A 24,271-nucleotide genomic window follows, 5' to 3' on the forward strand; every position below is an offset into this window, starting at 1 on the left:
ATCATATCGTGCTAAGCCTGTCCCTATTGAAATATCAGTCAATCCTTAGCTTTTCGCCTCTAGGATATTTCATTCCTATTAATTTTTAAATTTACAACCCATTCTATTTTAATCGGTTACATTTTAGTTTAACACGAATCCATATCAAAGAAAAGAAAAAGAATATAACAAAAAAAAGGCTGTCAAACACAGCCTTCTTCTAAAAATTAACGACAATCTTTACGTGGTCTTATTGGGCTTACTTCATTCGCTACATCGTCAGATCTTCTTTTTGGTTTGCACTTGCAATCATCATCTTCAAGATCACCTATTTGGTGTCTTTGTGGTGGGAAGAACCTTTGTGGGAAAGGAGTAATATCTTCATCTAAGAAAGCTTCACAGAATACATCACTAATAGGTGATACTTCATCACATGGTGTTTCTGGAACATCACAGAATCCAAATGTCGGAACCTTAAGTTGTACTTCAGAAAGTACTTTAATAATTAAGAAGAAACCTATTGTTAATTCTACATTATCATTGCCTGTAAAACGAACAAGATTGTTATTTACTTCGCCTATAGATTCTGCATCAGGGAAAAATCTTCCTTGCCTCAAGAAGTCTGCAGGTGCGAAAACAACTAAGTCAATTGGGAATCTTACTTTATTGTCTCTTTGTTCGCATTTTTCGATAATTGGATTTGCAGCTATTCTCAATAATTGACCATCACATTTTCTTCTAAATACAAGGTAGACAGGTACAGCTACGACTCCTCTTAATCTTGCATAATATTCATCAATTTCTGTAAATAAAGGCACGCATTTAATTGGTTCTACACTTGCTTCACCAAATTCAGTCCGTACATATTTGAAATCGCTTCTGTCACCAGTTGGAAAATCAAGATCAAATAATTGATCTTCGATACACTCTCTTAATTGGCAAGAGAAATAAACCTTTTTAACTTTTAAACATTCCACTTCAATATTATTTCCACCACAGCCAAAGCCTTCAATTCTTGCATCTTCCATTAAGTTAAACCTCCTTTTGATTTATCTATTGTATTATATGAGTAGGAGGTTTTTGTGTTACAAAATTAGCTTATATTTTTTGTAGCTTCTCTATTTGGATTTGGCTTTCATAAAGTTGATTTTGCAACTCTAAAATGGTTTTTCTGCTTTCCTCAATATCAAATTTGTATTGCTTTACTTTCTTATTAAGCTGATTAAACAATTCTTTATATTTATCCAATTCTTCTAAAGCCGTATCTCTCTCTAGCTTTGCTTCATTGCTCAATTCACTACTATTCTTGCTATATTCTTCATATGTAAACAACTGCTCTCTTAGTTCAATTACGTCATCCATAGCCTCTAATTTTTTGTCTCGGTCCCGAATTTCCTCTTTTAATGTTTCAATTTTTTCCGTTAAGTTTAGTATTTCGTCAGCAAAATTTAGGCAACTTATAAGATAGATCATCTTTCCATCTAGTATAGAATTAGAATTTTTGACCTTATCGATCATATCATCTACCTTGGCACTTATTTTATCCATTTGTATTTGATCTACTGTGCCCATTAGACTATATTCTGTATTTTGTATTTTCGCTACTACTCGATTATTATTCATAGTAATACTACTCCTGTCTTTTAAAACTAGTAAAAAAGCATATCTTTTCTTCATTATAATATTTACATGAAAAAAGAACAATGGTTTTATGGCTCATTGTTCTTATTAAGTAGACATTACTGCAGTATTATACTTACTATATTAGACATTTTTATATAAATTTATGATTTTAAGGCTAGTTGTTTAAAGACTGTCTCATTATAACAAATCTTAATATACTGAAATTTATATTCACATTCTTTGCATTTAGCAAGTAATGTATAATAACCTGGTGGCAAATCACCAAATTTAAAATAGCCTGTTTTATCGGTTTTCACCTTTTGTATAGGTGTTTCAGAAAGATCTCCAAAATACAACGAAATTTCCACATTATCTATAAGGGTTTTACTTTTATGACAATAGACTATACCTATTATTTCTCCCGTTGAATTCTCATTTAGAGTTATATGGAGATTTTGAGAGTTAAATTGAATTTGATCTAAGTCTTGATTATTTAATTGGGTACTAGCTTGTTCATATGCCTTGGGTGTAGTATTCTCGGCGAGGACAAGATCATCTTTATTCATTGTTTCATTGTTTTCAATCATTGGCTTCACCTCCATTAAACCAATAGTGGTAGCCCTCCGATGTATACCAAGGACTAAGGGATAAAGGTCTATGTAGATTCAAATAGTGAAAACTCACTATTTGAATCTTTATACGTATCGCGAAATAACTTACAGTGTGTGTTTCTTGTGGTTTATTCGACGCTATAATATTTTGCTTTACGTTCTTTTTCTATTTCAATTTCTGAATCTGCATCTGCATCAGAATCTGCCTTTTGGCCTTGGTATTGTTTCTGACTTAGGAAATTATAATTAATTTGTTTGTTATTTTGGCAGTGTTTATCGTTTGAATAAAGATCAGAATCAGCATCGGAATCAGATTCATTTTTGCCTTCAACTTTATTTTTGTTGTCTAGTTCTGCTTTTTGTTCTGCTTCTAATTTTGCCTTTTGCTCTGCTTCTTGTTCTGCCTTTAATTCTGCTTTTAATTCAGCCTTTAATTCAGCTTCAATCTTGGCTTTTATTTCATTTTCTAGCTCTATCATAATTTGTTTTTTTATTTCATTGTATTCTGGTCCTATCATGGAATTCTCCCTTTTCTATTATAGATTAGAGATTTGTTCATCTCTTTATACATATATATTCCCATAGAAAAAAAGAGTTCCAATATAAAAACGACTTTGATGCTTTTAGTTGTAAGTTCTAAGTAAATCCATCTAACTGTATGCTAAAATTTAGTTATCGCTAGATGTAATCTTCGTTCTTGATAGAATCTCTCTATCTGTCTCTTCGATAATTTCAAAATCAGGGGCGATGATATACAGGAGAATGCTTACATTATACTCTGGAAAATATCTGCAGTAGATTCTACCTGCTAAGATGGTCTCAGGAAAGTTGTCCCCTTTATAATCCTTTGGTGGTTTTCCATATTGAATATAGCTTATACAATCTCTATTGTATTGATGGATGCTGCTATTCATATATATATTACAATCTATTACCGCCCAATTGTTATAGGAAATATAGTCAAGAATTTTGGGCTTTCCTCTATTTTGAAAACATACGTGAGGATTTATACAGCCCATACTATCTAATACTAAAGCTTCAATATCATGAGAAGCCACTGCCGAGATTTCCTCTATATTAACCTCTTTGTTATTAAAACCATAAACCTTTTGTTTTTCTCTACACTCTATAATATAGGCACCATAAAAACTGTTATAATAATGAGAATTTTCATCATAGAGAGTAGATCGTCCATTTTTAAAGGCACCGAAATTATATAAAATACTTAAATCAATCTCTTCCCCTACTTTTGATTTAAAGCTTTTGTCATTAAATGTCATGACAAAAGGGTACCAGTCCTTTTGTGGTGTACTGGTACCTCCTGGTATCTCTACTATTACATTGTTTTTTCTCATAAGACTGTGATAATCGTGATAGGAACTATAAATTCTCATAATTACTAAACTCTTTACGTATGAATAATTTGCCAGAACTAAGATTAAAAAAATGCTGAATATAGAGAAAACAAGCTTTTTCTTCAAATTTATCTTAAACCGCTATTATTGTTCTGTAGAAAAATATCCAATGTATTTATAATCCTGTGGGATATGGATGGTTTCTTTTCTCTCTCCATCAATTTCTATCTTCCAAGTTCCGTCTATACTGTTTTCGGTAAATAAAAGTTCTACGTAAAGTATAATAATACCTGCGTCTAGTAAATCTAACTCTTCATTCGCTTTATCATCCTCTTTTATGGCTAAATAGAGATGATTATCTTTTAACAAAAATCTCCAAGGCTGCCTATTAAAAGAAGAAGGTGCCATAACGGCATAGCGAAAGACTTCCTCCATGCCTAGTTCAATAAACTGATCTAGGGTTTCCGTCTTTCCCCATTTATCAAAATAGACTACTTCCGTCATAGACAGTCTAGATGAAACATTGTTCTCTACAACTTTCATAGACGTTTTAGAGTAGTTTTCTCCCCATTTAAATTGATTTATAACTTTCTTTTCATCTTCATCATAGCCAATAGCAAGAATGGCCGCTGGTTCCCCTTCAACATCTATAGAAAGAGCTTCTTTGACGATTTGCCCATCTTCGGGTACACTAATCCAACAAGAGTCTAATCCTAAATCCTGAATTTTTAGGACAATCTTTTGTACATAGTAGCCTACATTAATTTGATCATGTTCTTTATTATCTGTTACAAATAAGAAATACTGAGGTGCTTTAATCATAATGCCATTAAAACCTGCTATCCCCTCCAGTGCTTCATTAACCATATTGCCATCTTCTAAGTACATCATATGAATCTTTTGATCTGTATATAAAGGTTTTGCTTCTTTACTAAAGCTTATCACCTCTTTAACCAGTTCCTCAGGTACTCTTTTTTCTTTAAAATCTCTAGTGGATTTTGAATTCTCAATTAAGTCTTTAATATTCATGTTATACCCCCCAAAATTGTATAAGGTAATTATACCCACTTATATTTATTTAAAACAATATATTATTGTTACATTTTAAAATTCCGTTTATAATGAAGATATAACCAGTTTTTGTAACTTATCTTTACCCACTTTAGGTCTTTGTGTAACTATTAGATTAACGTGAGTATATATAGATAGATTAATAGCTATTCATTACTAGGAGGAAAGATTATGAAAAATGCATTTGTAAAAGAAGAGAAAGTTCAATTAGGTGATATTCCTGCTATTTTATATAAACCAAGAGAAATAGCGAGAGACGAGCTGCTTCCTACAATTATTTTTTATCATGGTTGGGGTTCGAATAAGGAATCACAGAAGTTTAGGGGTTTTACCTTGGCTAGCTTTGGTTTTCAGGTAATTTTGCCAGACAGCATCTATCATGGAGAGAGAAATCCTGTAGACCATGAAAAAGTAGAAAATATGGGTAAATACTTTTGGGAGGTTATTTTAAATAATATCAAAGAATCAGAGACTCTTGTTCAAGCTGCTATAGAAAAATGCCAGGCTGATCCTAATAGAATAGGCGTAGCAGGTCACTCAATGGGTGGGTATACTGCATCTGGATTTTTTTCAAACAATGAAAAGATCAAAGCTCTCGCTGTATTAAACGGCTCTTGCTCTTGGAATTACACTAATGAACAATTTGCAGAGCTCTTTCACATTAAAGAATCGCCTATTGCACCTAGAGATCAAGAAAAAATTGATGAATTAGATCCATACAATAGGATAGAAAAGTTAAAAAATCGACCTATGTTAATTTTACATGGAGAAGCAGATGAAGTAGTACCGGTTCAAGGGCAGAGGTTGTTTTATCAAAAAATGAGTGAGAATAATGCTACATCTCATTTAAAGTATGTGGAATATCCTAGATTAAATCATTATGTTACGACAAATATGATGGAAGAAGTTATTGGGTTTTTTCAGGAGAAAATGTAGTCAAGGTGGTCAGCAAAATCTTTCCCGCCTAAAGGCGAGGTAATGTTAAGATCCTTCGCTTGCGCTCAGGATGACAGGGCAGAAATTTAAGTTAATTCCTCAATGAACAATGAAAAATGAACAGTTCACATCGAACAGTACAAATATGCGATTACTTATTTAGCCTTTATATTCTTAACTGTTCATTGTTCCCTATTCATTGTTCATTGCAACGTGAGTTGCATATTTGACCACCTTACCACCTGCTTTTTATAAACAAACCAAGCACCATAAACAAGCAACAAGTTACCAACATTAATTTATTCATGCGATCGATGTCTTCTACTGCTACGTCTTTTGTGTAGTCTCCGATGGTAGGTTTGTAGATTTCTTTGCCGAAATAGGTGTGGGTACCGCCTAATTGGATGTTTAGGGCTCCAGCTGCTGCTGCTTCGGTCCAAGCGGAATTAGGGCTATTGTGTTTGTCGTGGTCTCGAAGTAAGATTTGTAGTGACTTTTTAAAATCAAATTGAGCTATTATGGACGCTCCTGCCATGACAAAGCCAGATATTCTAGCAGGAATAAAGTTTAAAATATCGTCTGTTATAGCGGAAGCACAACCAAAATTAATATACTTTTCGTTTTTATAGCCTACCATGGAATCTAAAGTGTTTACTCCCTTATACGCCATAGCTAGGGCTGGTCCTCCTATAAATAGGAAAAAAAGAGGTGCAATGATTCCATCTGTGGTGTTTTCTGCTACGGTTTCAATAGTTGCCTTTATTACTTCATCTTTACTTAGCTCTGTAGTATCTCTTCCTACAATATACCCTACTTGTCTTCTACCATCTTCCAAGCTTTTTTCTAAAGCCTTTTTCACTTTTACGGCCTCATCCTTTAAGCATTTTGTAGAAAGAATAGCATAAGAAAAGTAAACATAGCCTACTATATAAAAGGGTTCACCAAATTGTCTTAGCATAAATAGAGGTACTAGAACAATAGATGCGGAAAACATCACTGTAGTTATAAGCAATACCACTCCTGCTCCTTTTAATGCTTTTGGGTTCGTTGAAAATTTTCTTAAAAGCTTTTCCATAAAGGAGATAAACTTCCCTATTAATACAATGGGATGAGGTAGAAAATAGGGGTCGCCTATAATTAAGTCTATAATAAATGCAATTGCTATATAATAAAGTTCCATAGTATTACTCTCCTAAATATTTTTTAAGACACTGAATCAAGTATTCATTGGCTTCTTTGCTTTTTACGGCAATCCTCGTATAATACTCATCTAGATAAATATAGGTAGAGCAGTTTCGTATCAAAATATAATCTTTTATTAATTTATCCTGGAGTTGGTCTACTGTAATACCCTTCTTTTGCAAATTTAATAGTAGGAAATTTGCTTTTGAAGGAAATACTGTAATACCCATTTTTTCGAGTTCTTCTCTTAAGTACTCCCTCTGAACCTCATTACGTGTTAGGGTTTTTTCTACATAGTCTTTTGTCTCTTCTAAAACGCAGGTCACATCGCTAGCAAAGGAAGATAAGCTCCAAGGGGTTTGCCTTTCCTTTAATGATTTGATGGTATCTTTGTTAGCACAAATATAGCCTAATCGTATACCTGGTATGGCAAAGATTTTTGTTAGAGAACCTGCTATGATTAATGAAGAGTACTCCTTTACTAAATGTTTGACACTATCTTCTTGTGCAAACTCAATAAAGGCTTCATCGACTACTACTTTTGCCCTACATTTTTCTGCGCTTTTTAAGATTTCTAGCATGATTTCATTTGGCATGGTAGAGCCTATAGGATTAGAGGGATTACAGATAAAGAGCATTGTATTTTCATCTAAAACCTCTTTTATTTCTTTTTTTGGATAAACTACCCTTCCCTCTTTAATCAATGGTAGATGAATAAGTTCTGCACCTACATTATTTGCCAGTCTCATATATTCTACAAAGCCAGGTTGAAGAATGACCACTTTCTTAGGTCTTATAGCTTCTGCAATAAGAGATAATGCACCAATCCCACCATTTGTAGGCAGTACTTGCTGTGGTGGCACATCTAAGTATTTTGCAATATTATTAGTTGGCGTCTTCATATCTACTTCAGGATAGTAGACGATATTATCTAGTTTCTCTTTGATTTTATCGATCATGATTTGCGGTGGACCTAAGGGATTTAAATTTGCAGAAAAATCAGTCCACTTTTCTGGATTACCTTCTCTCCATACATTCCCACCGTGAACATAGCTTGTCATATACAATTCCCCTTTTGATTATAATATAATGATACTAAGTCACCTACGGTAACTTTTGCATGCAATATAAATCTTTATCTTGTTGCTTAATTTTAATTTTTAAATATCTCCTTTAAAGATACTAGAAAGTCTCAGCCTTATTAGAGCAATTTTGTCATAAGCTCTAAATTACTCAAAAAATATATATGGGGATATCCAGCGATGGTATTCTTCTTTTCTAAACCGCATTCCCATTGTCTTAAAATTTTTTCATCACGATATTTTTTTATGCTGTATTTATATGTAAGCTCTTGTTCCTTAATTTTAGAGTGATGAAATTCATGGGCTCTTGTCGTATATTTTTGTCCCTCTATTTCTACATCCATTTCAATATAGCCAAAACGCTGAAGCCTCTTTGTCATTTCACATTCAATAGGAAGATATCCTACCATTTTATTTGTAGTATTATCTAGATTGGTAATGGACTGAGACAAGTACATAAAGCCTCCACATTCTGAGTAGCACTTGCCACCTAGTTCTAAATAGTCTTTTAAGCTATTTTTAAAGCTTATATTCTTTGCAAGGTCCTTTCCAAACACTTCTGGAAAACCGCCTCCAATATATATAGAATCTAACTTTTCTGGAAGTTTTTTATCTTCTAGAGGGCTAAATTCCACAATTTCAGCTCCAAGATCATGTAATAAATCTAAATTAGCTTCATAGTAAAAGGAAAAGGCTTTGTCTCTTGCTAGACCAATTCGTTTTCCATCATATAAAGGTAAATATTCTTTAGTAAAGTTATCGTAATAGCTACTATCGTATTCAAATTGTGGAGCGCGCTCTGCAATTTCCAACAAAGCATTTATATCTACGCTTTCTTCGATTATATCTACAAGCTTATCTATATTAGTATTCAGATGCTCTAATTCTCCAGCTGGTACTAAACCCAAATGCCTACTACTTAAAGATATATCGCCATTCTTCACCATATAGCCAATACACTTGGTATTTGTATTCGTCTCTATGATTTCTTTAATTAATTTGTAATGTTCTGCTCCAGAGACTCGATTGACGATAATGCCTTGTATGTCCACCTTCTTATTGAACTCTTTGTAGCCAAGCACCACTGCAGCTGCGCTATTTGACATACCTGTAGCATCGATGACAAGCACAACAGGGGTCTTTGTAATAACTGATATATGAGCGCTACTGCCAATATTAGAAGTAATGCCAAAACCGTCGTAAAGTCCCATTACACCCTCAATGATTCCTATGTCTTTGTTCTTAGTTGAACGATCTAACAGATATTTGATAAGGTTTTCATTTAGAATATAGCTATCTAGATTATAAGATGGGTTTCCTGTAACATATTTATGAAATCCAGGATCGATATAATCAGGTCCTGTCTTAAAAGGAGCTACTGCATAATTTCTCTTTTTTAAAGCGGCCATTATGCCTATGCTAATGGTTGTCTTCCCTACACCGCTATTTGTTCCTGCAATCATTATTCGATTCATCTACATTTACCTTCTGTCTATAAAATTTTATTCGGTGAGAAGTAGGAGTTTCTCACCGAATAATTAAGGAGGTAATACATTGTAAGTAAATAAAAAATTCCGACACCACGGTCGGAATTAGGGATTCAATTTAAGAAATCTCTCTTCCCGCCGAAGATTGTAAAGCAAATGGTATCCTGGCTTATGCTTCATCCTAACATCTACCTTCCCAGATTTTTCCAGTGGTATAAAAGATGCTCGTCAGCAATTACAGTAGCGGGGGCTGCAACGGATTTTAACCGTTTTCCCATAAATTTATTTACTTTCCTACATATTAACATATTTTTTATAAAAATGCAATGACTTTCTTATATATAAGTAAAGTCGTGAAAGTTCCCTTTGACCCTAACAGCTGTCTAGTCATAATATGAGCAAGGTTTATCTCTTAGGCCTTCAGAATCTAATCCTAGAATACTGATGGCTGATAACTGATGGTTAAGCTTTTTTGTATTTATATAATTTGTGATAGATCCCTTTTTTCCATCCATCCTCTACAAATCTCTACGCCTTCATTGGCCTTAATAGAGTATGCGTCTGCACCGATGTGCTTTGCAGCCTCATCAGTAAGAGGAGTACCACCTACAATGATTTTTACATCACTTCTAAGTCCAGCCTCTTTTATGACATCAACGGTGCGTTTCATAGCATCAATAGCTAATGTGAGAACACCGCTAAGGCCAATGATATCTGGCTTTATATCATGAGCTTTTTCTACAAAAGCATCTGCTGATTGATCAATACCTATATCGTAAACTTGAAAGCCTGCTGCTTCGGACATTCCTTTAAAAATATTTTTCCCTATATCATGAAGATCTCCTTGTACGGTTCCGATGAGCATTTTACCAATATAGTCTCCTTCTTTGTAGTGGGAAATATACGGTTTTAATTTATCGATGATTTCTGTCATGAGTTCACCAGCATAAATTAAATCACCTAGAAAGTATATTCCATTATGATAGTGATCGCCGACAATTCTCGTCCCTTTTTGGCTGTAACGAATGATTTCCCAGGCGCTTTCCTCTGTAGGATTTCCTCCTAAGTATTCATCGATCCGTTCAAATAATAAATCCTCGTCTAACTCCCCTATTGCATTTTGAATATCCTCTAATATCAATACAAATCCCCCCTACTATTAAGTTCTAAGTTCTAAGTTGTATATTGTAAGTTCTATGTAAAATCTTTATGTCACCATAGGTGACCATAATTTTACTTAGAACATAGAACTTAGATCTAGAACTACTTTCTTGGAATCATTACTACCTCTACTCCCATATCTAGTGCTGATTGTATTTTTTCTTCTACTCCTCCAGATGTTCCACTATCTTTTGTGACCATATACTTAATAGCATGTTCTTGAATAATGATCCGATTCATTTCGTAGCTAAAGGGTCCTTGCATGGCGATGATATTCTTAGGTGTAAAGCCTAAAGTTTCGCATTTTTCTAATACCTTTGATGTAGGCAATACTCTTATATAGATTCGATTTTTGGGAATCTTTTGAAAAGCTTGAACATTATTGCTACCAATAGCAAGTAATATATTACCTTCTTTTTCTATAAGAAGATTGCAGGCTTCCTCATAACTATGGGCTAAAATTAGCCCATTAATACCCTTTTTTTCAATGAATGAATCTCTTTCTATAACACGATATGGAATTTTAAGGCTCTTGGCACATTTTATCATATTTTCTGTCACTTGAACAGCATAAGGATGGGTAGTATCGATTATTTCATCAATATTTTTATCTTGGATAAATGCAAGCATCTCTTCATAATTCATCTTCTTATTATTAATAATCAAGTTTTCGTGAGGTTCGTATAATGAAGCTCCATACTCTGTAGCTGTTGATACTATGACTTTTTCACCACATTTTAATAATTGCTGAACATATTGTCTACCCATCTTGGTGCCAGCAAATACTAGTTTCAAATGCTGTACCCCCTAGGTGTAATAATATATTTGCCGTTAATATAGGTTTTAGAGTTTCCGATGATTACTGTTGAAAACATATCTACATCACAATTTGACAACTCACCTAAAGTAGAAATCTGTACGCTTTGGTCTTCTCTAAAAGCACTGCGCACAATGCCTACTGGAGTATCTGGAGATTTATATTGCAAAAGGATTTCTTGTGTTTTATTGATGTATTCTGTTCTTGATTTGCTCTTTGGATTGTAAAGTACTACGATAAAGTCTCCCTTGCCTGCACAATGAATACGATTTTCAATGGTTTCCCATTTTGTCAACCAATCTGATAAAGAAATCGTCACATAATCATGCATTAATGGAGCACCTAATATGGCGGCACTAGAATTGCCAGCTGTTACACCAGGGATGATTTGAACGTCAAAATCAGACATAGAGTATTCTTTGCTAATAATCTCAAGGATTAAACCTGCCATACCATAAACACCTGCATCTCCACTACTAACAACGGAAACGGTATTTCCTTTAGATGCTAATTCAATGGCCTCTTTGCAACGGTCTACTTCTTTTCTCATGCCATTGCTTACTACTTGTTTGCCTCCTATCAGATCTTTGATCAAATCAATATATGTATTATAACCAATAATAATATCGCTGTCCTTTAAAGCATTCACAGCAGAAAACGTCATATTTTCTCTATTTCCTGGTCCGATTCCAACTACGTATAATTTATTCATTTAAAGCCTCCTCATTTTTCTTCCACAAAGATAATGTTATTCCAGCATTCGCCCTTCTGCTTAAGAGACAAGTACCTCCATGAGATGAAATATATCCACATGGTTCGCTTACATTGCCTACTCCGATGGTCTTCTTTACAAAAGAGGATTGTTTAAATTTGTCCTCATGCTTTGCGATCTCACTTCGAGAAATGATTTCTAAATCTAAACCTAAGCGCTCCTTAGCTTTTAATAAGCCCTTTTCGTTTTTCTTTACATCTACAGTTGATAATGTTGAAATAGCATGTATACTAATATTTAATTCCTTTAAAATAGCGCAAATAAAGTCTACTATTGCATCCGCTGACGTATCTTTTCTGCAGCCAATACCAAAGATTAAGTTTTTGCTCATTAATTGTACAAAGGGTATGTCGAGTTGAATCTCATCTTTTTGCGAGATGATAATGACACCATCATAATTTACTAATTCATCGTAATCTTGGACCAGGACTACATTGTCACATACAAGATCTCTATGAATGAAAATCTTATCCTCATTGATAAGAGCAATAGATTCTTCATTTAAAATCATAGCAGTAATCTCTTTTGCACGAGTATAATCTACAATAGATAATTTATGTTTCATGGCAAAAGTATCTACTGCCATCTTTCCATTTACATCCGAAGAGGTTGTGATAATAGGTGTAGCCTTGATAATTTGACTTAAAAGCTTAGCATCTTCATTTCCTCCACCAATATGACCTGATAAGAGGCTAATGACAAATTGCCCTTTGTCGTCCATGACTAAGATGGCAGGATCTTTTAATTTAGACTGTATATGTGGGCTAATCATCCTTACTACAATGCCGCTTGCCATGATAAAGAGAATTGTCTTATAGGATTTGTATACGTCACGGACAATTCCCTTTAAATCATCACCTACTTTTGTCACTCCATTAGTATGGTATTTTTCAAGGGTATAGATATGGAAATTTATTTTTCTCTTACAAAGGTCTGCTGCTTCTAGCGCCCTTTGAACCCCTTTTTTACTTACTGTAACAATTGCCCAGGTTTCCAAGTTTATTTTCCTTCCCTAAACATATGTGTAAAGCTCTTGTCATAGAGTTTTGACAATTCATACTCGTCACCCAAAAAATTTCCTACTAAGATTTGAGCTTGCTTTGTAATGTTTTCATCAGCAACTTTTTCTGCGATGTTTTCTAAAGTACCTAAGACAATCTTTTGATCTGGCCAAGTAGCTCTTTGCACTACTGCCACAGGAGTGGTGACAGGATAATGAATGGTCAATTTTTCAATGACTTTATTAATCATTCCGACAGATAAGAAAATGGCCATAGAAGCTTTGTGAGAAGCTAGTTTTTCAAGAGATTCTTCTTCTGGTACTGGAGTTCTTCCTTCCATTCTCGTACAAATAACCGTTTGAGAAACATTAGGTAGTGTAAACTCTTTTTTCATAGCCGCTGCAGAAGCAGTAAATGAGCTTACACCTGGAATCACTTCACATTCAACACCTTTTTCTTCAAGGGGATCAATTTGCTCCCTAATAGCACCATAAATACTTGGATCTCCTGTATGTACTCTTGCTACATCTTTTCCTTCATTTATAGCATTTACAGTTACCTCTAATACTTCATCTAGATTCATAGAAGCACTGTTGTAAATCTTTGCATCCTCTTTACAGCCTTCTAAAATTGCAGCATTTACTAAAGAGCCTGCATAAATAATCACATCACTAGAATCAATAATTCTCTTTCCCTTTAATGTCAACAATTCAGGATCCCCAGGACCCGCTCCTATAAAATATACTTTAGCCATACGCTCATACCTTTCATTTTTAAGTTTGTATATCAGGTGAACACTGTTCGCCTAAAAAGATCCTTCGCGCTGCTCAGGATGACCTGCGTGTGCTTCGCACACAATTAAGAATTAAAAATTGAGAATGAAGAATTTAAAAACTTCTTGTACCTATTTACATAGAAAATTCCGCTTTCTGCATTCAGCTTTTACTTTTTCCCGTCCAACCATCCAACCGTCCAACGAACCAACCAACTAGTTATTTACTACTTATCTTGTTGAAGTTTTCCGCTTTCCACGCATTCACTACAAAGACAGGATTTAGCCCCTGCATCATAGTTATGTCTTTTACAATTCTGCTCTTGGCAATAGTCACTTGTGTGCACTCATATTCATAATCTTTTTCCTTTAGGGCTTGGAGAAAAGTGTACAAGTTTTCTATGGTAATAAAGTTAGCTACTACAATACCCTTAGGATTTAAGTGCTCATCTGCCCACTGTAAAATCTCACCTATATTTCCTCTGCTGCCACCAATGATGATTCGATCCACTTTATCAATTCCTTCAAAAGCTTCTGGCGCCATTCCTTGAATGGGGAGGATGTTTGTTACTTGGAATTTTTCCATATTCTTATTAAGAAGCTCAACACCTTCTTCTACTACTTCCACTGCATATACCTTTCCATTCCTGGCTAAAAGGGCACACTCTATGGATATAGAACCTGTACCTGCTCCAACATCTAAAATGACACTATCTTCTTCTAATTGGAGCTTTGAAAGGGTAATGACTCTTATTTCTTCTTTTGTCATAGGCACTTTTCCCCTGATAAACTCTTCGTCAGGTATACCAAAGCAAAATCTTCTTTTTTCATTCATCGGCAATTACCACAACACATAAAGAATCTGCAGGGTACTGAGCTGCTTCGTCTACACTTAAACAACTGATCTTTTCATCAGCATAGGAAAGCCTCTCTCCAATAAAAAAACGTTTATGTGTTATTCCCTTCTTCATCAATTCATTTGCCATATAGTTTGGGGTGATCTTTTGGTCTGTGAGAAAAAACACCTTTTTGTTTTCCTCAACTAGCTTAATAAAATCCGTATCTTCCCCATGAACACTGCTGAGGACTGCATCTTGCCAGACCAGAGACAATTTTGAAAAAAAATACGTAAAAGAGCTGATTCCTGGTGTAACCCTTACCTCTATACCCTGCGTATTTTTCTTTATATAAGAAAGCATACTGTGATAGCCAGGGTCACCAGACACTAAAACCCCAATCTTTTTATCATGATAATTCTTGTTTATATACTCTATAAGTTGTTTTAAATTGTTTCGTATAATGAGGACTTCTTTACCAGATGTAGATATACCCTCCAAATTACGCTCTCCTGCAATAAGGACATCTGCTTCTTTTATTTTTTTTAAGCCAGCAGGCAATATATAATCGGGATGACCTGGACCTAATCCAATAACATCTATGTGATTGTATTTCATCCTTAATCCTCTCTTTACTATTTATCCTGAAACAGGGGAATCATTTGTTTCCCATTTTCATCTACTTTTAAAATACCGTGACTGTTCGTATACATAACTAGTCCAATATTGGCATCATTATGGATTCGAGATAATATATGATAACGAACTCTTTCTAGGATCATGCCTAGAATGTCTTCATAAAAGGGTTCCCTTTTAAGTAAATCAATGGCTTCATCTGTAGTAATACACTGAAGTGTTTTTCGAGCTAAAGCACTATCTCCACCACATGCAGAAGCATAAGCAGCTAGTATTTCCATACGAGCATCAGCAGATTTGCTATGAGTGTTCATAATTCCACCTGCCACTTTTATAAGCTTTCCTAAATGGGATATGATTAAGACATTTTCAAAGTTCTTTGTGTTTAAGTGCTCTAATACTTCTCCTATATAATTGCTGATCTTCACGCTGTGTTCTATATTTAAACTTAAATCTTCCCTTGCAAATTTTCGACCATAATTGCCTGGGAACAAAATAATATTCTTATGATTATTTTCATCTAATATATTTAGTTCTAACTGGAGAGAAGCTACTAATGCCTTTTCACTCATAGGCTCTACAATGCCTGTAGTACCTAGTATGGAAATACCACCTAATATGCCTAGTTTAGGATTAAATGTCTTCTTAGCTACTGTTTCTCCTTCAGGAGCGTATATTTCAATATGAAATCCACCTGTATAATTAAATTCTTTTGCTGTTTCTTTCGCTGCATGAAGAATCATCTCCCTTGGCACCGGATTAATTGCGGATTCTCCTACAGCAACAGGAAGCCCTTTTTGTGTAATTTTTCCTACGCCCTTTCCACCTGTCAAGTGGATTTGTGGAGAATCAATTAATTTGACTTTAGAATAAATGTACATACCATGAGTATTGTCAGGGTCATCTCCCCCATCTTTTATGACAGCACAGCTCGCTGTGTCAGATGTTCTACTGATATCCTTTATTTCTAAATCTACATTCCAACCTTTTGGGGTAGATATGGTGATTTCCTCAACATCCTTATTAGATAAAAGCATTGTTATCGCTGCTTTTGTAGCCCCTGTAGCACAAGAACCTGTAGTATACCCGTACCTAAGTCGTTTCCCGTCTTTGACGATGTATTTTTCCATAAAATCACCTGTTGTTGTCTAGCATATATAGTAAGGCGTTAAAAATAGCTACACCTATTGTACTTCCACCTTTGCGGCCTTCTACTACTACAGAAGGAACGTTTAACTTAGCAAATTCTTCTTTTGATTCTGCAGCTCCTACAAATCCCACTGGAACTGCTATGACAAAATCGGGCTGAACATGGCCTTCTTCAATCATATTCATTAGGGAGAAAAGTGCCGTTGGTGCATTACCTATAATGAACATCTTGATTTTTTCTTGTTTGCAAGCTTTTTCAATGGAGACTACAGAGCGAGTGGTATCTCTTCTCTTAGCTTCTTCTCTTACATCTTCATCAGCAACGTAATTTACAAGCTCTCCTCCAAATCTTTCAAGCACTCTTTTGTTAATGCCAGCTTTAATCATATTGGTATCTACGTAAACTTTTTCTCCATTTTTGATACTCTTCATGGCATTTTCAATTGGATTATTGATAAACTTTGTAATACCTGCGTATTCAAAATCCGCAGAAGTATGAATGACTCGCTTTATAATCATTCGTTCTTCTTCACTAAAACGCTCTTTATCTTCTTGTTTCATTTCTTCAAATATGATTTCAAAACTTCTTTTCTCTATTTCCATAGGTTGAGCAATATATTTTGCCATGTTAAAACCTCCTTTTTTGAGGTGGCCAGGTGGTCAGGTGGTCAGGTGGTCAGCAAAAACAAATCTCGCCTAGAGGCGAGGAGGTTTTTCCCGTCCAACCGGGAGTAATACCCGATTTGTCTTGCCCGAAGGGTAGGACAAATCGAGTGGTATTACCCCTGTCAAGGTTGGCGAGGTTTGTAGCGACTAAAAGGAACTACAAACCCGAAACCTACGACAGTCCAACCGTCCAACGAACCAACCGTTTCTTTCCAACATTCCAACTTATAGAGTTACGCTTTCAGCTTTCCACATTCAGTTGTCTTGCCTTTTTCGCATGCTCTATAAAAATATCTCTTATCTCCTGAATTTCTCCCATACCAATAATAATGGAATCTACATTGTAGCCTTTTGACAATAGGATATTCTTCCAAGAGTCTTTTTCGTCGCCTACTAAATCATTTTGAATATGATCTCCTGCTACAATCATAAAAGGTATTAGTAAAATATTTTTAGTAGGATTTGATACTGTTTGGCTAAAGAAGGTATCTAAATCTGGAAAGCCCTCTACTGTGGCAATGTAGACATTAGAATAGCCTTCTTCATTAAATACATAATCCATACAAGGATAAGCGGAGTTGGCATGGTGTTCAGAACCATGACCCATTAGTAGGATTAATTTGTCGTCTGTATCTTTTGGAAATATAGTAGACATTGCAAAAGCTACTTTTTTATAGTCCTCCATACTAGTTAAAAGAGGGTTCCCTATTGAAATGGACTTAAATTTGTCTTTAAAATTCAATAAATCGTGGTACAAACCCTCATATTCAGATCCATTGATAATATGAGTAGGCTGAATTAAAACTTCATCGTAGCCTTCACTATGTAATTTTTCTAAGGCTTCTGTTGGATTATTAATATGAATCCCATCTCTTTTTTTGATCTTATTCATAATCATCTGAGATGTCCATGCTCTTCTAAATTCATGTTCTGGAAAGGTCTTTGATAAATCCATTTCTATTTGATCGATGGTCTTTTTTCTAGTCTCATCATAAGAAGTACCAAAACTGACCACGAGAAGGGCTTTTTTATTCATGTGTTTTCTCCTTTGCTATTATTGGTAGATTGCTATGTATTGTAATATTTGTTTTTTTCTAATTTACAATTCATTACTGGGTTTTAACAATCGTTGAACAGTGGTTGAACAGTGGTTGAACAGTGGTTGAACAGTGGTTCAACGATTGTTAAACAGTTGTATGGGTAAATAAGGGTTAGGGTTAACCTGTGTAGGTCTTAAGATTCTTCGCTTCGCTCAAGAATGACTGAGGCAGTTAACTTAGGCCCTTCCCTCGCCTAAAGGCGAGTTTCGCTTTTGCTGACCACCTGACCACCTGACCACCTAATTTCCAAATTTTATAAGAATTATCGTAAAATAACTAATATCTTCCTTAACAAACCCTCTAGAAATTTCCTGATTCTCGCTGCCGCAATTTGAGATGGCGTATACTCTATCATGTAGATTGTATTTTTCAATGGCTGCGTTTATGGTTTCTCTAGAGCTAAAGGGCTTCATGATTACGATATTTTCAAAGAGTTCCTTATATTTGTCAAACTCCTCTAATGAGGTGATTTGAGTCAATACACAGAAGGTCTCATTGCCTTGTACAATAGGTACGCCTAGTTCAGCAGCAGAAGCGCAAAAAGAGGTGATTCCAGGTATGGTAATAGGTTTGATATTTACTTCTTCTAAATAGGGAAACAAATAAGAGTAAGTGCTATAAACCATAGGATCCCCTAGAGTTAAAAACGCAAGATTTTTTCCTTGTTTTAATAACTCTGCAATTTTGGTAGCATTTTCTTTCCACTTTGCATTTAGAGTTTCCTTTTCTTTTTCTAAATCAATCATAGGAAATTCTAATTCTACAGTTTCTACATCTGCCTTTAAATAAGGCTTTGCTATATTAAAAGCTTTGCTTTCTTTTCCCATTTTTGTAATTGGTGCTACAATCACATCTATTTTGTTGATGATGTCAATGGCCTTTTGAGTGATTAAACCACTATCCCCAGGCCCAACGCCGATTCCATATAATCTTCCTAACATATGATGCCTCCCTTTTTTGTGAACAATTGTTAAACGATGGTTGAACAGTAGTGAAACAATTATTAAGCGGTTGTTTCCTGCAACCGTTAACGACGTAATAGATTTAATAAATTGTTCGTCCTATTAGTCAGCTTGTAGAGATCCTTCGTCGCTTCGCTCCTCAGGATGACTTTAGTAGTAGCCGGGGTCAAAATACAGCTACTAGCATTTTTTTTGCTGACCACCTATTCAGTTATCTGTCTCATCGCCTCACGATTCGCTGCAATCGTTCTTTCGATATCCTCCTCCGTATGAGCATGTGACAAGAACATTGCCTCAAATTGAGATGGGGCTATGAGGACACCCTGGTCTAGCATAAGTTTAAAGTACTTTGCGTATATTTCTGTATTACATTTACTTACATCTTCAAAGGTTTCAACTTTTCCTTTTGTAAAGAATACATTGAGCATGCCCTTTATACGGTTTACTGTGGCATCTATTTTGAATTCTTTGATGGCCTTCTTAAAGCCTTCTTCTAATTTGTTAGCTTTTTCTTCCATATTTGTATACACTTCAGGGTGGTCTTTTAGATAAGTTAGAGCATTGTAGCCCATGTGCATGGCAAGCGGATTTCCTGATAAAGTACCTGCTTGATAAACTGGACCTACTGGTGCTAATAACTCCATAATTTCTCTTCTGCCCCCAAAAGCACCTACTGGAAGACCGCCTCCGATAATTTTGCCAAAGCAACTCAAATCTGGTTTAATGCCATATACTTCTTGAGCGCCACCATAGCTTACTCGAAAACCAGTAATAACCTCATCGAATATAAGCAGCGCACCATATTCTTCTGTCAATTTTCTCATAATTTTTAGAAATTCTTCTTTTGCTGGAACAACACCCATATTGCCAGCAACAGGCTCTACGATTACAGCTGCTAAATCATTACCATGTGCTTTAAATACAGCGTTTAATGTTTCAATATCGTTATACTGAGCTACTAATGTATTTTTAATTGCATCTTCAGAAACACCAGAGCTTGTAGACGAACCATACGTTAAAGTACCTGAGCCTGATTTCACTAAAAGCCCATCAGAATGCCCATGATAGCATCCTTCAAATTTTAAAATCTTGCTCCTATTTGTATAGCCCCTTGCCAACCTCAAGGCGCTCATGGTAGCTTCCGTTCCTGAATTTACCATTCGAACCATTTCTACAGATGGACACGCCTCTGTTATTAGTTTGGCTATTTTTACTTCGATTTCCGTAGCAAGACCAAAAGTTACCCCTGCCTTTACTACTTCTTCCACTCCCTTTGTTATCACTTCACTGCTATGCCCTAAAACAAGGGGACCCCATGAGCAAATATAATCGATAAATTCATTGCCATCTACATCAATAATTTTGCTTCCATTTCCTCTTCTAGCAAATACAGAGCTCATTCCCACAGATTGAAAAGCCCGTACAGGACTATTCACCCCACCAGGAATATATTTCTTAGCTTCATTAAATAATTCTTCTGATTTATTAAAGTTCATTATTATTTTCCTTCCTCGATATTACACTTGATTTCATCTTTTAATAGAGGGCAGACAGGGTCGTCTGCACCTATAAATTCGGATGTTGCAGTAAGATATTAGAGGTAGGACATTTTCTCGCCCCTAGGCGAGTTTGGTTTTGCTGACCACCTTACCACCTCACCACCTTACCACCTAGCGCAGTTTCTCCATTATCTCCTTCGCAAAATAAGTAAGAATAATATCTGCTCCAGCTCGTTGAATAGAGATTAATGTCTCTACTATTACATCTTCACTCATCAGACCTTCTTTTATAGCCATCTTTAGCATGGAGTATTCTCCGCTGACATTGTAGGCTGCTACTGGAACATCCGATATATCCTTTATTTTTGTAATAATGTCTAGATAAGCAAGGGCTGGTTTCACCATGACAATGTCTGCCCCTTCTTCTAAATCTAGTTTAGCCTCTACTAAAGCTTCTCTGCTATTAGCAGGATCCATTTGGTAAGATTTTCGGTCACCAAATTGAGGAGCTGAATCTGCTGCTTCTCTAAAAGGTCCGTAGTAAGCGGATGCGTATTTAGCGCTATAGGCCATTATAGGGACATTTTCATATCCATGTTCATCTAAAGTCTTTCGCATATGACCTATTCTTCCATCCATCATATCAGATGGTGCCACCATATCTGCACCTGCTTGAACATGGCTTAAAGCTGTTTTTGATAAAAGAGGTAAAGTGGAGTCATTATCTACTGTCTCCCCTTTAATAAGTCCACAGTGACCAGTGGAAGTATATTCACAAAGACATACATCCGTTATAATGTATATTTGATTATTATACTTTTCCTTTAAAGCTCGAACTGCCTTTTGAATAATCCCGTCGGGCATATAAGCCCCACTACCACACTCATCCTTATGATTAGGAATGCCAAACAACATTATAATTTTAATTCCTAAATCAATAAGATATCCTACCTCTTCAATTAATAAATCGATAGAAAAATGGTAATTTCCTGGCATAGATGAGATTTCATTCTTAATTTTTTCTCCCTCTACTACAAACATTGGATAAACAAATGCATCTGTATTAAGTCTAGTTTCTCGAACCATATCTCGAACAATAGCATTTGAACGTAATCTTCTAGGTCTTCTTATCACTTTTCTGCCTCCTCGTTTAAAATTACCTTTAGAACTCCATCAATATCATATTTTTCTGCCTCGCCGTATAATTCTAATCCAAAGTCTTCAATGGTATTTGAAGTAATGGGTCCTATGGAAATTAGTTTTTGATTCTTAAGAATATCTGCACTTCCTAATATCTTCACCAAATTTTTTACCGTTGAAGAGCTTGTAAAGGTAATATAGTCAATTTCTTCCTTATTAAGAAGAGATTTTACTTCCTCTACTTTTTCTGCACCTTCTCCAATAATCGTCTCATATATTTTTACTTCTTTTATTTGAGCTAATTTACCTAGTTCTTCAACTAAGAAATCTCTAGATTCTTTTGCTCTTGGCAGCAAAATTTTGTCCTCAGGTGTTAACAGGTCCTTAAGTTCCTCATAAATGCCCTCGGCAATATAATTTTCTGGAATGATATCTGCATAAAGATGGTATTTTTCAAGTTCTTTTGCGGTCACTTTACCTATAGCTACAATTTTAGCTCCATCTAATGCTCGCATATCTAAACCTAAGGAAAACATTCTATTAAGAAAAAGTTTTACTCCATTTTGGCTTGTGAAAATAAGATAATTGTATTCTTTAACCCTTTTAATCTCTTCTATTATAGATGGTTCATGACTTAAATCCTTTATTTTGATAACAGGAAATTCAATTGCAGTGCCACCTAATTCATAGATTTTTTCAACTACTTTGCTGCTTTGACTTCTCGCCCTTGTCACTAATATCTTTTTACCCCAAAGTGGTTTCTTTTCAAAGAAGTTTAAATCTTCTCTTAATTTGACTACATCACCTACAACGATAAGGCTTGGAGAAGTCAGCCCTTCTCTTTGAGTGATTTCATAAATATCTATCAAAGTGCCTACGGCTACCTTTTGTCTGTCTGTAGTCGCCCAGTTGATCACTCCTACTGGTGTAGTTGAAGCCATGCCATTTTCAATAAGGCGAGCGGTTATTTTTTTTAGCTCGCTCATACCCATTAAAAACACTAAGGTACCCTTTAGTTTTGCTAATACGTCCCAATCTAATTCGCTGCTTTCATCTTTTAAGTGTCCTGTAATGACATGAAAAGAGGATGCATGATCTCGATGAGTGATTGGAATTCCTGCATATGCTAGTCCTCCAATAGCAGAAGTAATCCCTGGAACGACTTCTACATCTACTCCTCTTTCAATTAAATACTGACCTTCCTCTCCACCTCTGCCAAATACATAAGGGTCTCCACCTTTTAGCCTAGTGACAATTTTCCCTTCTAGTGCTTTTTGGCAAATAATATCGTTTATTTCATCTTGTGTTTTTGTGTGATTGCTGGATTCTTTCCCTACATAGATTAACTCACAATCTTCTCTTCTAAAGTCTAGCAATTTAGGAGAGGCCAATCGATCGTATACGATAGCGTCTGCTGCTTTTATGGCGTCTTGCCCTTTTAATGTAATCAATTTAAAATCTCCTGGACCTGCGCCTACTAAATATACTTTACCCTTCATAGCCTTTCATCTCCTTTAATATATCTTTTGCCAGTTCCCAGCCTAATTTTTCTGCATCTTCTTTTGGACCATAGGCTTTTCTTTTAATTAATACACTTCCATCTTCATTTCCTAGTAAACCTTCAATCTCTATATTTTCCCCTTTAATAGCGCATAGTGCTCCCATGGGAATATGGCAATTACCGTTTAAACCTTTTAAGAAGGAACGCTCTGCTGTTGCCTGCAAAAAAGATTCACTATGATTTATGCTCTCTATCATTTTGTGTATTTGCGTATTTTCTTCCCTGATTTCAATAGCTAAAATTCCTTGTGCAGGAGAAGGTAATATGATACGGGCTTCAATGGGCTCAATACGATTTCTAAGTTTTTCATATAATCCTATTCGCTTTAATCCTGCTGCAGCTAGAATCACTCCATGTAAATTTTGATCTTCTATTTTTCGCACTCTAGTTTCAATATTACCTCGAATAGAATCAAATTTTAAATCCTCTCGATACTTTGATAATTGAAACTGTCTACGCTTGCTTCCCGTTCCAATTACAGCTCCCTTAGGCAAATCTTTAAGTGATTTATATCCGCCTTTTAGAACGATGACATCTCGATAATCCTCTCTCTCTGGAACCCAAGAAAACATTAAGCCTTCTGGTAGTTCTCCAGGCATATCTTTCATACTATGTACTGCTAAATCGATTTCTCCGCTTAAAAGCTGCTCTTCGATTTCTTTTACAAATACGCCTTTTTCACCGATTTTGTCTAAACTCACATTTTGAATTCGATCTCCCGTAGTAGTGATCGTTTTTATTTCAAATTCAGTATTTGGATAATTATTTTGTAATTGGGAAACTACCCATTTTGTTTGAGTTAAGGCTAAATTACTTCCCCTTGTACCTACTATTATTTTCATATATGACTCCTTTGATTTTTTGCAAACATTC

General features: G+C 35.3%; 25 protein-coding genes and 1 riboswitch. Of the genes, 1 reads left to right on the top strand and 24 read right to left on the bottom strand.

The genetic code is table 11. The annotated features are described in order from the left end of the window. Positions 1 to 206: 206 nt before the first annotated feature. From DES36_RS03445 to DES36_RS03470, 6 genes are all read right to left on the bottom strand, one after another. Complete coding sequence (locus DES36_RS03445; RefSeq protein ID WP_113919826.1) at positions 207 to 1,007, bottom strand: hypothetical protein; 801 nt, start codon at positions 1,005 to 1,007, stop codon at positions 207 to 209. Positions 1,008 to 1,077: 70 nt separating this feature from the next. Beyond that, the gene (gene zapA, locus DES36_RS03450; protein WP_170128159.1) at positions 1,078 to 1,602 is read right to left on the bottom strand and encodes a cell division protein ZapA; all 525 of its coding nucleotides are present in this window, start codon (positions 1,600 to 1,602) and stop codon (positions 1,078 to 1,080) included. Positions 1,603 to 1,763: 161 nt separating this feature from the next. Beyond that, entirely contained in the window at positions 1,764 to 2,189 is a 426-nt protein-coding gene (locus DES36_RS03455; protein ID WP_113919828.1) for a SpaA isopeptide-forming pilin-related protein, read from the bottom strand. Between the two features lie 152 nt (positions 2,190 to 2,341). After that, complete coding sequence (locus DES36_RS03460; protein ID WP_113919829.1) at positions 2,342 to 2,731, bottom strand: hypothetical protein; 390 nt, start codon at positions 2,729 to 2,731, stop codon at positions 2,342 to 2,344. 150 nt (positions 2,732 to 2,881) lie between these two features. After that, entirely contained in the window at positions 2,882 to 3,607 is a 726-nt protein-coding gene (locus tag DES36_RS03465) for a hypothetical protein (RefSeq protein WP_113919830.1), read from the bottom strand. Between the two features lie 105 nt (positions 3,608 to 3,712). Further along, on the bottom strand, positions 3,713 to 4,597 hold the full coding sequence (locus DES36_RS03470) for a nitroreductase family protein (RefSeq protein ID WP_113919831.1): 885 nt from the start codon (positions 4,595 to 4,597) through the stop codon (positions 3,713 to 3,715). A 213-nt stretch (positions 4,598 to 4,810) separates the two neighbouring features. Between DES36_RS03470 and DES36_RS03475 the strand changes: the two genes are divergently transcribed. Continuing rightward, positions 4,811 to 5,575: a prolyl oligopeptidase family serine peptidase gene (locus DES36_RS03475; protein WP_113919832.1), complete on the top strand. Its 765-nt coding sequence runs from the start codon at positions 4,811 to 4,813 to the stop codon at positions 5,573 to 5,575. Positions 5,576 to 5,810: 235 nt separating this feature from the next. Here DES36_RS03475 and cbiB read toward each other — a convergent pair whose 3' ends face one another. From cbiB to hemC, 18 genes are all read right to left on the bottom strand, one after another. Next, positions 5,811 to 6,755, bottom strand: coding sequence for an adenosylcobinamide-phosphate synthase CbiB (cbiB, locus tag DES36_RS03480; protein WP_113919833.1), 945 nt, complete (start codon positions 6,753 to 6,755; stop codon positions 5,811 to 5,813). Between the two features lie 4 nt (positions 6,756 to 6,759). Then, complete coding sequence (locus DES36_RS03485; RefSeq protein ID WP_113919834.1) at positions 6,760 to 7,818, bottom strand: pyridoxal phosphate-dependent aminotransferase; 1,059 nt, start codon at positions 7,816 to 7,818, stop codon at positions 6,760 to 6,762. A gap of 140 nt (positions 7,819 to 7,958) precedes the next feature. Beyond that, positions 7,959 to 9,314, bottom strand: coding sequence for a cobyrinic acid a,c-diamide synthase CobB (locus DES36_RS03490; RefSeq protein ID WP_113919835.1), 1,356 nt, complete (start codon positions 9,312 to 9,314; stop codon positions 7,959 to 7,961). A gap of 149 nt (positions 9,315 to 9,463) precedes the next feature. Beyond that, a riboswitch (cobalamin riboswitch) is annotated at positions 9,464 to 9,632 on the bottom strand. Positions 9,633 to 9,804: 172 nt separating this feature from the next. Next, complete coding sequence (locus tag DES36_RS03495; RefSeq protein ID WP_113919836.1) at positions 9,805 to 10,467, bottom strand: cobalamin B12-binding domain-containing protein; 663 nt, start codon at positions 10,465 to 10,467, stop codon at positions 9,805 to 9,807. A gap of 122 nt (positions 10,468 to 10,589) precedes the next feature. Continuing rightward, the gene (gene cobK, locus DES36_RS03500; protein ID WP_113919837.1) at positions 10,590 to 11,282 is read right to left on the bottom strand and encodes a precorrin-6A reductase; all 693 of its coding nucleotides are present in this window, start codon (positions 11,280 to 11,282) and stop codon (positions 10,590 to 10,592) included. After that, entirely contained in the window at positions 11,279 to 12,016 is a 738-nt protein-coding gene (gene cobJ, locus DES36_RS03505) for a precorrin-3B C(17)-methyltransferase (RefSeq protein ID WP_113919838.1), read from the bottom strand. The genes cobK and cobJ overlap by 4 nt, the downstream gene beginning before the upstream one ends. Next, a complete protein-coding gene (locus DES36_RS03510) occupies positions 12,009 to 13,073 on the bottom strand; it encodes a cobalt-precorrin 5A hydrolase (protein WP_113919839.1) in 1,065 nt (354 codons plus the stop codon). Before DES36_RS03510 ends, cobJ begins: the two co-directional genes overlap by 8 nt. 2 nt (positions 13,074 to 13,075) lie before the next feature. Beyond that, a complete protein-coding gene (gene cobM, locus DES36_RS03515; protein ID WP_113919840.1) occupies positions 13,076 to 13,831 on the bottom strand; it encodes a precorrin-4 C(11)-methyltransferase in 756 nt (251 codons plus the stop codon). Between the two features lie 238 nt (positions 13,832 to 14,069). Then, positions 14,070 to 14,618, bottom strand: a complete 549-nt coding sequence (gene cbiT, locus DES36_RS03520) for a precorrin-6Y C5,15-methyltransferase (decarboxylating) subunit CbiT (protein WP_170128160.1) — start codon at positions 14,616 to 14,618, stop codon at positions 14,070 to 14,072. Between the two features lie 58 nt (positions 14,619 to 14,676). Then, positions 14,677 to 15,303 (bottom strand): precorrin-6y C5,15-methyltransferase (decarboxylating) subunit CbiE, encoded by a 627-nt coding sequence (gene cbiE, locus DES36_RS03525; RefSeq protein WP_113919842.1) that lies wholly within the window; start codon positions 15,301 to 15,303, stop codon positions 14,677 to 14,679. 17 nt (positions 15,304 to 15,320) lie between these two features. Beyond that, a complete protein-coding gene (cbiD, locus tag DES36_RS03530; protein ID WP_113919843.1) occupies positions 15,321 to 16,451 on the bottom strand; it encodes a cobalt-precorrin-5B (C(1))-methyltransferase CbiD in 1,131 nt (376 codons plus the stop codon). Between the two features lie 4 nt (positions 16,452 to 16,455). Further along, positions 16,456 to 17,097 carry a precorrin-8X methylmutase gene (locus tag DES36_RS03535; protein WP_113919844.1) on the bottom strand — a complete coding sequence of 214 codons (642 nt, stop codon included), beginning with the start codon at positions 17,095 to 17,097 and terminating at the stop codon, positions 16,456 to 16,458. A 280-nt stretch (positions 17,098 to 17,377) separates the two neighbouring features. Next, entirely contained in the window at positions 17,378 to 18,172 is a 795-nt protein-coding gene (locus tag DES36_RS03540) for a sirohydrochlorin cobaltochelatase (protein ID WP_113919845.1), read from the bottom strand. Positions 18,173 to 18,475: 303 nt separating this feature from the next. After that, complete coding sequence (cobI, locus tag DES36_RS03545) at positions 18,476 to 19,177, bottom strand: precorrin-2 C(20)-methyltransferase (protein WP_113919846.1); 702 nt, start codon at positions 19,175 to 19,177, stop codon at positions 18,476 to 18,478. Between the two features lie 224 nt (positions 19,178 to 19,401). Then, positions 19,402 to 20,694 carry a glutamate-1-semialdehyde 2,1-aminomutase gene (hemL, locus tag DES36_RS03550; RefSeq protein ID WP_113919847.1) on the bottom strand — a complete coding sequence of 431 codons (1,293 nt, stop codon included), beginning with the start codon at positions 20,692 to 20,694 and terminating at the stop codon, positions 19,402 to 19,404. A 174-nt stretch (positions 20,695 to 20,868) separates the two neighbouring features. Continuing rightward, positions 20,869 to 21,831, bottom strand: coding sequence for a porphobilinogen synthase (gene hemB, locus DES36_RS03555; RefSeq protein ID WP_113919848.1), 963 nt, complete (start codon positions 21,829 to 21,831; stop codon positions 20,869 to 20,871). Continuing rightward, positions 21,828 to 23,336, bottom strand: a complete 1,509-nt coding sequence (gene cobA / locus DES36_RS03560) for a uroporphyrinogen-III C-methyltransferase (protein ID WP_113919849.1) — start codon at positions 23,334 to 23,336, stop codon at positions 21,828 to 21,830. The genes hemB and cobA overlap by 4 nt, the downstream gene beginning before the upstream one ends. Next, positions 23,326 to 24,240 (bottom strand): hydroxymethylbilane synthase, encoded by a 915-nt coding sequence (gene hemC / locus DES36_RS03565; RefSeq protein ID WP_113919850.1) that lies wholly within the window; start codon positions 24,238 to 24,240, stop codon positions 23,326 to 23,328. Before hemC ends, cobA begins: the two co-directional genes overlap by 11 nt. Positions 24,241 to 24,271: the final 31 nt, after the last annotated feature.

Origin of the sequence: Alkalibaculum bacchi (assembly GCF_003317055.1) — a bacterium.
Taxonomy (GTDB): Bacteria; Bacillota; Clostridia; order Eubacteriales; family Alkalibacteraceae; genus Alkalibaculum; species Alkalibaculum bacchi.

Bases quoted from the DNA above. Each gene is read 5' to 3' on its own strand.
- cbiT (WP_170128160.1), bottom strand. From the start codon at position 14,618: ATGACAAAAGAAGAAATAAGAGTCATTACCCTTTCAAAGCTCCAATTA.
- hemL (WP_113919847.1), bottom strand. From the start codon at position 20,694: ATGAACTTTAATAAATCAGAAGAATTATTTAATGAAGCTAAGAAATAT.
- hemC (WP_113919850.1), bottom strand. From the start codon at position 24,240: ATGAAAATAATAGTAGGTACAAGGGGAAGTAATTTAGCCTTAACTCAA.
- cobM (WP_113919840.1), bottom strand. From the start codon at position 13,831: ATGGCTAAAGTATATTTTATAGGAGCGGGTCCTGGGGATCCTGAATTG.
- cbiE (WP_113919842.1), bottom strand. From the start codon at position 15,303: ATGAAATACAATCACATAGATGTTATTGGATTAGGTCCAGGTCATCCC.
- cobJ (WP_113919838.1), bottom strand. From the start codon at position 12,016: ATGAATAAATTATACGTAGTTGGAATCGGACCAGGAAATAGAGAAAAT.
- DES36_RS03540 (WP_113919845.1), bottom strand. From the start codon at position 18,172: ATGAATAAAAAAGCCCTTCTCGTGGTCAGTTTTGGTACTTCTTATGAT.
- cbiB (WP_113919833.1), bottom strand. From the start codon at position 6,755: ATGGAACTTTATTATATAGCAATTGCATTTATTATAGACTTAATTATA.
- DES36_RS03465 (WP_113919830.1), bottom strand. From the start codon at position 3,607: ATGAGAATTTATAGTTCCTATCACGATTATCACAGTCTTATGAGAAAA.
- DES36_RS03455 (WP_113919828.1), bottom strand. From the start codon at position 2,189: ATGATTGAAAACAATGAAACAATGAATAAAGATGATCTTGTCCTCGCC.
- DES36_RS03460 (WP_113919829.1), bottom strand. From the start codon at position 2,731: ATGATAGGACCAGAATACAATGAAATAAAAAAACAAATTATGATAGAG.
- DES36_RS03490 (WP_113919835.1), bottom strand. From the start codon at position 9,314: ATGAATCGAATAATGATTGCAGGAACAAATAGCGGTGTAGGGAAGACA.
- cbiD (WP_113919843.1), bottom strand. From the start codon at position 16,451: ATGGAAAAATACATCGTCAAAGACGGGAAACGACTTAGGTACGGGTAT.
- DES36_RS03475 (WP_113919832.1), top strand. From the start codon at position 4,811: ATGAAAAATGCATTTGTAAAAGAAGAGAAAGTTCAATTAGGTGATATT.
- cobA (WP_113919849.1), bottom strand. From the start codon at position 23,336: ATGAAGGGTAAAGTATATTTAGTAGGCGCAGGTCCAGGAGATTTTAAA.
- zapA (WP_170128159.1), bottom strand. From the start codon at position 1,602: ATGAATAATAATCGAGTAGTAGCGAAAATACAAAATACAGAATATAGT.
- cobI (WP_113919846.1), bottom strand. From the start codon at position 19,177: ATGTTAGGAAGATTATATGGAATCGGCGTTGGGCCTGGGGATAGTGGT.
- DES36_RS03445 (WP_113919826.1), bottom strand. From the start codon at position 1,007: ATGGAAGATGCAAGAATTGAAGGCTTTGGCTGTGGTGGAAATAATATT.
- DES36_RS03535 (WP_113919844.1), bottom strand. From the start codon at position 17,097: ATGGCAAAATATATTGCTCAACCTATGGAAATAGAGAAAAGAAGTTTT.
- DES36_RS03485 (WP_113919834.1), bottom strand. From the start codon at position 7,818: ATGACAAGCTATGTTCACGGTGGGAATGTATGGAGAGAAGGTAATCCA.
- DES36_RS03470 (WP_113919831.1), bottom strand. From the start codon at position 4,597: ATGAATATTAAAGACTTAATTGAGAATTCAAAATCCACTAGAGATTTT.